The 9302-nt window shown below is 42.8% G+C and carries 9 protein-coding genes; 2 read left to right on the top strand and 7 right to left on the bottom strand.

The window, feature by feature from the left end:
• Window positions 1–197: 197 nt before the first annotated feature.
• Window positions 198–533, bottom strand: a complete 336-nt coding sequence (locus BM308_RS07315; protein WP_074944116.1) for a hypothetical protein — start codon at window positions 531–533, stop codon at window positions 198–200.
• Between the two features lie 248 nt (window positions 534–781).
• Between BM308_RS07315 and BM308_RS07310 the strand changes: the two genes are divergently transcribed.
• Both BM308_RS07310 and BM308_RS07305 read left to right on the top strand, forming a co-directional pair.
• Window positions 782–1630 carry a DUF3737 family protein gene (locus BM308_RS07310; RefSeq protein WP_074944114.1) on the top strand — a complete coding sequence of 283 codons (849 nt, stop codon included), beginning with the start codon at window positions 782–784 and terminating at the stop codon, window positions 1628–1630.
• Window positions 1623–2789: a MalY/PatB family protein gene (locus BM308_RS07305; protein WP_074944113.1), complete on the top strand. Its 1167-nt coding sequence runs from the start codon at window positions 1623–1625 to the stop codon at window positions 2787–2789. The genes BM308_RS07310 and BM308_RS07305 overlap by 8 nt, the downstream gene beginning before the upstream one ends.
• Window positions 2790–2846: 57 nt before the next feature.
• On the opposite strand, the gene BM308_RS07300 is transcribed toward BM308_RS07305, so the two are convergent.
• From BM308_RS07300 to BM308_RS07275, 6 genes are all read right to left on the bottom strand, one after another.
• Window positions 2847–3185 (bottom strand): hypothetical protein, encoded by a 339-nt coding sequence (locus BM308_RS07300; protein WP_074944111.1) that lies wholly within the window; start codon window positions 3183–3185, stop codon window positions 2847–2849.
• Between the two features lie 232 nt (window positions 3186–3417).
• On the bottom strand, window positions 3418–4059 hold the full coding sequence (locus BM308_RS07295; RefSeq protein WP_074944110.1) for a bifunctional 4-hydroxy-2-oxoglutarate aldolase/2-dehydro-3-deoxy-phosphogluconate aldolase: 642 nt from the start codon (window positions 4057–4059) through the stop codon (window positions 3418–3420).
• A 9-nt stretch (window positions 4060–4068) separates the two neighbouring features.
• Window positions 4069–5025 (bottom strand): sugar kinase, encoded by a 957-nt coding sequence (locus tag BM308_RS07290; protein ID WP_074944108.1) that lies wholly within the window; start codon window positions 5023–5025, stop codon window positions 4069–4071.
• A 141-nt stretch (window positions 5026–5166) separates the two neighbouring features.
• The gene (locus BM308_RS07285) at window positions 5167–6654 is read right to left on the bottom strand and encodes a UxaA family hydrolase (RefSeq protein WP_074944107.1); all 1488 of its coding nucleotides are present in this window, start codon (window positions 6652–6654) and stop codon (window positions 5167–5169) included.
• A 10-nt stretch (window positions 6655–6664) separates the two neighbouring features.
• The gene (locus BM308_RS07280) at window positions 6665–8161 is read right to left on the bottom strand and encodes a tagaturonate reductase (protein WP_074944105.1); all 1497 of its coding nucleotides are present in this window, start codon (window positions 8159–8161) and stop codon (window positions 6665–6667) included.
• Between the two features lie 92 nt (window positions 8162–8253).
• On the bottom strand, window positions 8254–9285 hold the full coding sequence (locus BM308_RS07275; protein ID WP_074944104.1) for a zinc-binding alcohol dehydrogenase family protein: 1032 nt from the start codon (window positions 9283–9285) through the stop codon (window positions 8254–8256).
• Window positions 9286–9302: the final 17 nt, after the last annotated feature.

Below are 9302 nucleotides of genomic sequence, written 5' to 3'. Positions count from 1 at the left end.
TTCTGGATAAACGCTACGGAGAGATTCTTCCTCTAAAAGATCTAATCAGAATTCCAATTGTCATAAGTTCAAAAGATAAAGCCATTGCTTCATGGCGAATTGTTTAGAATTTGTTTGTGCCTTGATATAAGAAAGTGTTAGAAGAAAATTTCTTCTCAGTATTCCTTCTGTTCTGATTGAGAGAAAATGCTAGAGGATCAGTACGCACCTGACTGTGCGGCAGCCTCTCTTTTCCACTTGGCAAAGAGTTTTTCATGATCGGTTTCGTAGTTGTTGCTGAAGGTCAGGTTCTCATACTCTTCACTGAAAATTCCCAGCTTATCCTGCTGACAATGATCGATGAACTCTGAAGCATCATCGATTTTACCTTCATGCTCAAGCTTTTCTATTCTATGGGCCAGTTCAGAAGTGTCATCCTGTCTGCAGTTCCAGTTATTTGGTTCTATCTGCGCTGTTTTATCGTGGCATCCGGTTAGAAAAAAAGTGTTAATAACTATCGCTGAAAGCAGAATACATCCTGAAAATTTCTTCATGAATACTCCCGTTTGTTTTCACCATTACTGAATTTTATTTTACAGGACAAAAATTATTTAACACTTATACTTCAAGAGGTTAAAGATTGGTTAAATGCTCACTCCTTTGGAAAAGAGTATTCTTTCTGAAGAGAAATTTTTACCAATTGAGAATTCTTTTTACTTTGCTCAATTTCATCATTTTGCTTTTGTGTTAAACTCCGGCTAACTGATGTTTAACGATAAAAAGCGATAATAATCCAATACATATGAATATTATTGAAAACAAAGAATTTGAAGGCGAAAGACCTCTTTTTTATCTTAGTGATCTTTCTCTTTCCAAGATTAAGGTTCTAAACGGTGAGTCTGCAATCAAAGAGTGTACCAATGTTACCTGTACTGATTCATCCTTTAGCGGAAAATATCCTTTCTGGCACGCCAATCATGCCCTGATTGAGAAATGTGTGTTTGAAACCGGCGGCAGAGCAGCCATCTGGTACTCTCATGATTTAACCATGAAGGATACTCTGGTAATTGCGCCTAAAATGTTCAGACGCTGCAGCGGTTTAAAGCTTGAGAATGTTGAGTTTACAGATGCTCTGGAAACCTTATGGGACTGTACTGACATCACTGCTTCTCATATCAAGGCGGTTCATGCTGATTACATTTTTATGAACAGCTCCAATATTGAGGTGGAGAATTTTGAGCTGCACGGTAACTATTCCTTCCAGAACTGTTCCAATGTAACAATCAGAAACAGTAATCTTGAGACTAAGGATGCCTTCTGGGAAGCTAAAAACGTAACCGTTGAAAACTGCAGTATTTCAGGTGAGTTTTTAGGCTGGCACTCAGAAAACCTGACTCTTATAAACTGTAAGATCAAGGGGACACAGCCTCTGTGCTACGCAAAGAATCTCAAGCTTATCAACTGCTCCTTTGATGAGGACTGTGATCTGGCCTTTGAGTATTCCTCAATTGATGCACAGATTAAAGGTCATGTTACCAGCATAAAGAATCCTCTCAGCGGAAAAATTATAGTCGAGTCAGTGGGAGAGATTATCAGAGATGCAAATGCCAAAGCTCCTAATGACTGTGTAATCGAGGTCGTGAATGGTTAAGTTTAACTTTGATGAGAAGGTAGACAGACGCGGTACCTTCTCCTACAAGTGGGATACTCTGTCTGATCCCGATCTGCTGCCTTTGTGGGTTGCAGATATGGATTTTAAAGTTGCTCCTCCTATCTATGAGGCTGTAAACCGATGTGCCGCTCATGGTGTATTTGGTTATGCAACCGAGAATGATGACTATTACAATGCCATCATCTCTTTTAACAAAAGACATTACGGAGTTGATCTTGAGCGCGACTGGATTATGCCGGTCCCAGGTATTGTTCCTGCTTTGACAGCCGTACTTCAGGCTTTGACACAGCCTGGGGATGAGGTCATCCTGCAGTCTCCTGCCTACAACTGTTTTTTCAGCTGTATCAGAAATTCCGGTCTGGTAGCCTCAGAGAACAGGCTGTTATATAGGGATGGAAAGTTCTCTATTGATTTTGATGATCTTGAAAAGAGGGCATCCTCAGAGAAGGCCAGAGTTCTTTTAGTCTGCAATCCTCACAATCCATCCGGAAGACTGTGGCATTCAGATGAGCTTAAGAGGCTCTCTGAGATTGCCAGAGCACATAATCTGATTGTTATTTCTGATGAAATTCACTGTGATATCAGACCAAAAGGCAGTATCTTTCATGCCTTCTCAACTGTTAATGAGGGGTACAACGATCATCTGATTACCCTTGGAGCTCCAAGCAAGACCTTTAATATTGCAGGTCTTAAGAGTGCTCATGTTATCTGTAGAAATAAAGATTATCAGTACAGAATCGACCGTCAGATCAATATCAATGAAATCTGTGATGTCAATGTATTCGGTGTTGCTGCAACCATAGCTGCCTATACAGAGTGTGATGACTGGCTTTTAGAGCTTAACGACTATATTCAGGAGAACTATCAGATTTTAAAAGCCTTCTTTACTGAGAATTATCCTGATATCAGAGTTGCCCCTCTTGAGAGTACCTATCTTGCCTGGGTGGACTGTTCCTCACTTGAGCTTAGTGGCGAAGAGATAAAGAACAAACTAATAGATGAAGGCAAACTTTATATAAATGACGGAGAGATGTATCACTCTCCTCAGGATAGCTTTATAAGAATCAATCTTGCCTGTACCAAGGATACTTTAAAAGAAGCTTTAAAGCGCTTTAAAAAGGTATTCTGCCAGAATTAAAGAATGGAGCCATTGAGCTCCATTTTTCTGGAAGGAAAGGCAATAGGTCGGAACCTTTCAGTATTCCTCGGTATAGGCTATATTGGCTTCCTTTTTCCACTTTGCAATCAGTTTTTCTTCAGCTGCCTTGAAATCCTCACTGTTACATAGTTTCTCGTAATCTTCACTGAAGATTCCAAGTTTATCCAGCTGACAACGATCAATAAAATCCGAAGCGTTATCTATTTTTCCTTCCTGTTCAAGTTTTTCAATTCTGTGAGACAGTGCAGAAGTGGTATCAGGACGGCAATTCCAATTGTTTGGAACGATCTTTGCCGTTTTATTGAAACAACCTGTTATAAATAAACAGTTAAAAGCTATAGCTGTGAGAAGTATACATGCAGAAGAAAACTTCATAAAAACTCCTGTAGTTTGGCCCCGCTTCCCATAGGGTATAATTTTTATTATTAAGAATTATTGTTAATTATTTTTTATATAGGCAAAATGTATTTTACACGTTTTTCAGATGGTTAACATTTTTTAATGTTTTTGAATTGAAAAAATTAGGCAAGCATCACGAAATGTGATTTGGTGCAAAAAAAACGGAGATCTAAGACCTCCGTTTTGCATACAATCAAACAAAAAATCTTTATCCGCGAATTGCTTTAACCTTTGCAAGAATATCCTGACAGGATGCGGTTATTCCCTTGTAATCCTCTGCCTTAACCTGCTTAGGATCAGGAACAAAGCTTCCGCCAACCGCAGCAACGTTCTTAAGACTTAGGTACTCTGATAGATTCTCAAGATTTACACCGCCTGTAGGAACAAACTTGATTGAGGCATAAGGACCAGCCAGCGCCTTAAGTGTCTTGGTGCCGCCGTAGGCGCCTGCAGGGAAGAACTTAACTACTTCAAGACCGAAGTCTAAAGCCGGCTCAAGATCAGATGGGGTTACAGTGCCAGGGCAGATTGCAAGATCATGCTTCAAACACCAGTCCACAACCTTTGGATTAAAGCCTGGTGTAATTACAAACTTTCCTCCGTTATCAAGAGTTGCCCAGGCCTGATCGACGTTGTGCACAGTACCGGAACCTACCAGCATATCAGGACACTCTTTAACCATATTTCTGATAGCCTCGGCAGCTGCAGCGGTTCTGAAGGTTACCTCTGCAATTGGAATTCCTCCGTCGCATAAGGCATGAGCTAAAGGTGCTGCCTGTTTAGCATCCTCAAGCACTACCAGAGGAACAATACCGACTGCTTCAATCTCGCTTAATACTTTGAATTTCATTTTTATCTCCTAAAAAACACAGCGCTTGTGTGATGCTATGAATTTCTCTAATTCCTCAGGGGTAGGCAGACCTTCATTATCTCCTCTGAAGGTGCACTGAATTGCGCCAATGGCACAGCCTCTCTCTACCGCCTTCTCAAGAGGAAGTCCTTCCATATGGGCAGAAAGTACTCCGGCTGCAAAACCGTCACCGGCACCGACTGTATCTACCACCTTATCAATGATGAAGCCTGCGACCTTTATATCGCCGTCACGGGTACTGCAGAAGGCTCCTTTCGGACCGCATTTGGTGATTACACAGGAGGCTCCGTTGTTAAGGTAGAACTCATTAATCTTTTTAGGATCACTGCTGCCGCAGAGAATGTCTCCTTCTCCTTCACCTGGCAGAACCATATCCACTTTTGAGGCGATGTCATTTAAGGTTCTGACCATAATCTCCTTTGATTTCCACAGCTGAGGTCTAAGATTAGGATCAAAGGAAATGTAGAGTCCGGCTTTGCGGCCAAGTTCAATGAGCTTGTAAACAGCCTTCAGAGTTGATTCTGAAACTGCAGCCATGATTCCTGTCAGATGCAGATTTGAGAATTTTGAGAAATCTACGCTTTCAACATCGCTCTCTGATAGTGTTGAGGCAGCTGAGCCTGAACGGAAATAGAAGATCTGAGGATCACCGTTGGATACTTTACCTTTTAGCATAAAGCCGGTACGTTCGGTATCTGAATATCTGACCTGAGAGTTATCAATACCGTTCTGTTTGATTGCATTCTCAATCAGCTTGCCGAAAGGATCATTGCCTAGTTTTGTAAGATAGGTGGCCTTATGGCCCAGGCGGGCAATTCCAGTTGCAACATTGAATTCAGCACCTGCAACATCCAGTGAATAATCCTTCACGGTTTCAAGTGCGCCTTCCTGCTTGGCAATCAGAAGGCCCATTGGTTCACCTGTCAGCAGTAAACCTTTTTCCATTATGTATGTTCTCCTGACTATGTTTGTAGTAATTAAAGTATGTTTTATCCTTCAGATTATACGCCCTGCAGAGAAGCGGGCGTATGATCATGATCTTAGGGTAGACAACTTTTACTAAGATTCTATGCTGTCTTATGTTAACTAGAGGGTTACTCCATCCTTCCAGATTAAAAGTTCATGGAAATCTCTCTTCTCTGAGACGGATTTCTGTCCTGAGGCAATGGCGATTATGTAATCCAAAAGCTCCAGCGCCAGCTCGTCAAAATCCTTTCCGTCCACAATTACACCTGCATTGAAATCAATCCAGTTGCCGCCTTTTTTATCATAAAGCGCATTGTTGGTGGAGATCTTGATGGTAGGTACTACGGTACTGAAAGGAGTTCCTCTTCCGGTGGAGAAAAGAATCATATTCACACCGCAGGCTGCCAGAGCTGAGCAGGAAACACCGTCATTACCAGGCGCGTTCAGAAGATTAAGTCCTGTGCCTCTTATGGTTTCAGCATATCTGATGGTGCCTTCAACCTGAGCCTTGCCGCCTTTCTGAACACAGCCTAGAGATTTGTCCTCTAAAGTGGTGATACCACCTGCCTTGTTACCTGGGGATGGGTTCTCTGAAACCGTCTCGCCATGAGCTTTAAAATAACCTTTAAAGTCATTGATAAGGTTTACTGTCTCATCGAAGATCTCCTCATTTTTGGCTCTGTTCATCAGAATCTGTTCAGCACCGAACATTTCTGGAACTTCGGTCATGACTGAGGTTCCGCCTGAACCTACTATGAGATCACTTACTCTTCCGATTAGAGGATTTGCGGTGATTCCGGAAAGACCGTCTGAACCGCCGCATTTAAGTCCGATTCTAAGCTTTGATAATGGTACCGTCTCTCTCTGGGCCTGATTAGCCTTGTTCAGAAGTGTATCAATAATTCCGTAGCCGGCTTCAAGTTCATCCTCAACATCCTGAGTATTTAAAAACATTAGTCTCTCATCAGAAAGATCAAGAAAGTTCTTGAATACTGACAGATTGTTGTTCTCACAGCCAAGCCCCAGAATCAGCACCGCACCGGCATTAGGGTGACGGGTGAGGGATGCTAGAAGCTTCTGAGTTGTTGTCTGATCCTCTCCCATCTGAGAGCAGCCGTAAGGGTGAGTTAAGGCATAGCAGCCGTCTATATGAGAATATGAGGACAGTTTCTCTCTGGCGTAGGCTTCAAGCTCTTTGGCAATATGATTTACACAAAATACGGTAGGGATAATCCAAACCTCATTTCTGATTCCAACCTGACCATCTGCTCTTACATAGCCTTCAAAGGTTCTATCTACCTTTTTCAGGGCTGCCTGAGGAGCCCTGTTATAGGTATAGGATTTTGTTCCTGAGAGATTGGTTTTTACATTTTCAGAATGTACATGCTGGCCTTTAGTGATTCTGCAGGTGGCATGTCCGATTGAATATCCGTACTTGATAATCTGATCGCCTTCGTTGAGATCATAAAGAGCAAACTTATGACCACGTGGAATGTCATCTGTTAAGGACACGTCTCCCAAAGTGGTTTTTACAGTCTGACCCTTTTTCAGATCTTCTAAGGCGACAGCGACAACATCCTCTTTAGGATTGATAACTACGCACTGCATTATCTGTCTCCTAACACTCTGCCATGGTTTCTTTTACGCCCTTGGCAACAACGCTGTGGGTAAGTTTGGCAATCTTTTTTACATCAAGGCTTACGGTAAGATCCTCGCCCCAGAGCTTAGTGTCAGAGAGAATTGTCTTAACGGTTTCAACTGCTGATTCTTCTGAATCCTTATAGAGACTCCAGGCCTGAGCCATAGTCTTTACTGCATACTCATCATCCTGGAACTCACCTGATTTGCCATCAGCCCTTGAAACCTTAACTGGTGAGGTGCCGTCAGAATTTCTGTATAGGGCAAAGAAGGCTGCCAGGGCAAAATAGAGTTTTACCGGATGGGTATTGTCAGCTCTTGCATCCAGAATTGAAGGAATAACACGAGCCTTAACCTTTGACGCGCAGTTCATCAGAATTGATGCTAACTGATGATGAAGGGAAGGATCCATGAATCTGTCCACAACAGCGTCAGCAAATTCTTTCAGCATGCCCTTATCAAGCTTAACAGCAGGGATGATTTCATCGTAGATTACAGAACGTGCAAATGGTCCTGTAACCTTATCGGTCATCATCTGATCAACGGTATCAAGACCTGCAAGGAAGGCTGCAGGTACATTTGAGGTATGAGCGCCGTTCAGAATTCTTACCTTGCGCAGACGGTAAGGAGTGATATCCGGTGCTACAACAACATTTAGGCCTGCCTGCTTTAATGGCAGTTTGCGGCTGATTTCATCAGAGCCTTCAATTGCCAGGAAGCAAAACTCCTCGCCGGTGGACATAAGGGCATCCTCATAGCCAAGCTCCTTTGCATAGCGTTCTGCATCTGCCTTTGGATAGCCTGATACCACACGATCTACAAGGGTATTGTAGAATACGCAGTCTTCACATACATAAGCTTTAAACTCATCGCCTAGGTGCCAGTCATCGGCATGTTTTAGAATTATTTCTTTTAATTTTGTTCCGTTGTTTTCAATAAGCTCACATGGGAGGATATTTAATCCTGCAACTGAACAGGCATTCTCTACGCCTCTGAAGGCTTTAAATCTTTCATAAAGCAGCTGGGTAAGTTTTCCTGGGAATGACAGCACGCACCCTTCTTCTGGTAATTCTTCTTTGGTATAAATCAGACCGGCTTCGGTAGTATTGGAGAAAATAAACTCAAGGGTAGGGAGTTTAAAATCTTCTTTCAGCTTTTCAAAGTCAGCCTTATCGTAAGGATTACGTGCTGCAGCTATGGAGTTTATGATTTCAAAGGTTTCTTTCAGTTTACCGTTGTCTAAACCATGAAGAATTGCGGTGAACAGGCAGTCCTGCTCTTTGAGTACCGGTACAGTTCTTCCCCTTGGTGTTGGCTGAACCGCAATTACTCTTCCGTTGAACAGGTTCTGCTTGTTCATACGATAAATCATCCAGTCGATAAAGCAGCGAATAAAATTACCTTCTCCAAACTGAATTGCTTTAACTGGAAGATCTGAATTGCATTCTGGTTTTAATGCAAGGTTTAGTTTTGTCATTTTCTGATATGTCCGTTTTGATTGAATTTTAAATGTTGTTAATTAGTAAAAGTGTCTGCAGCTGCTACACTGCAGACAGAGTTTCAGGAGTTTTAAGCTGTGAAATCTATTTCCACCTTCAGCATGTCAGCACCGTGGGCTGCAAAGTCTGCAAAGGCCTGAGGTGCATCGTCAAGCTTATAGGTATTGGTGATTGCCTTTTTAAGATCAACCTTTCCAGCCTTAACCAGATCGATTAGATTCAGGAAGTCCTTCTTAAGTGCATTACGAGAACCGTAGACATTAAGCTCTTTTTTCTGCAGCAGAGTGAAGTTGAAATCAAGGTTCTTCTTGCCTACACCGATAAGCACAACGTTGGCGCCAAAGGCTGCAACATCGATAGCATTCTGGAAGGTGGATGGCAGACCAACCGCCTCAATTGCCACATCAAATCCCTTGTTGTCGGTGATCTTCATGCATTTCTCTACGAAGTCATCTCCGTTGTTGATGATGCCGCCATCAAGATTGAAGCTCTTTACCGCGTAGTCAATCTTCTTCTGGGCCACATCGGCAATATAGACGGTTGCACCCTGAGATTTTGCGGCAACTGCAGCAAGGGCACCGATGGTACCTGCACCGATTACAAGAACCTTGTCGCCTTTCTTTACCTGACCACGGGTAACTGCTCCGTGGTAGCTGATGCAGAATGGTTCAATCGCAGCAAGCTCAGCAGGATCAAGTCCCTTACCGTCATAGATACGCTCAAAAGGCATGGTGATGTACTCTGAGAAAGCACCGTCTCTCTGGGCTCCTAAGGTCTCATTGTGCTCACAGCAGTTTAGAAGACCGCGTTCGCAGGAATAGCACTTGGTGCAGTTGAAGTAAGGATTGCAGGTAACAACCATGCCTTCCTTAAGTCCGTACTTTGAGGCATCTCCGTTGAGCTTTTCGATTCTGGCAGAGAACTCATGGCCTGGGATTCTAGGATAGGAGGCATAGGCGAAGGTGCCTCGGTAGGTACCGAGATCACTTCCGCAGATACCGCCGCGCAGTACCTTTAATAAAGCCTCTCCTTCTTTTGGTTCAGGCATAGGAGTTTCAATGATTTTTACCTCACCAGGCTTTGGAATAATAATGGTTTTCATAACAGATAATCCTTAAA

The organism is Succinivibrio dextrinosolvens (assembly GCF_900116345.1).
GTDB lineage: Bacteria > Pseudomonadota > Gammaproteobacteria > Enterobacterales > Succinivibrionaceae > Succinivibrio > Succinivibrio dextrinosolvens_B.
The sequence above is the reverse complement of the archived record's forward strand: the minus strand, read 5'-3'. Positions and strand labels throughout refer to the sequence as shown.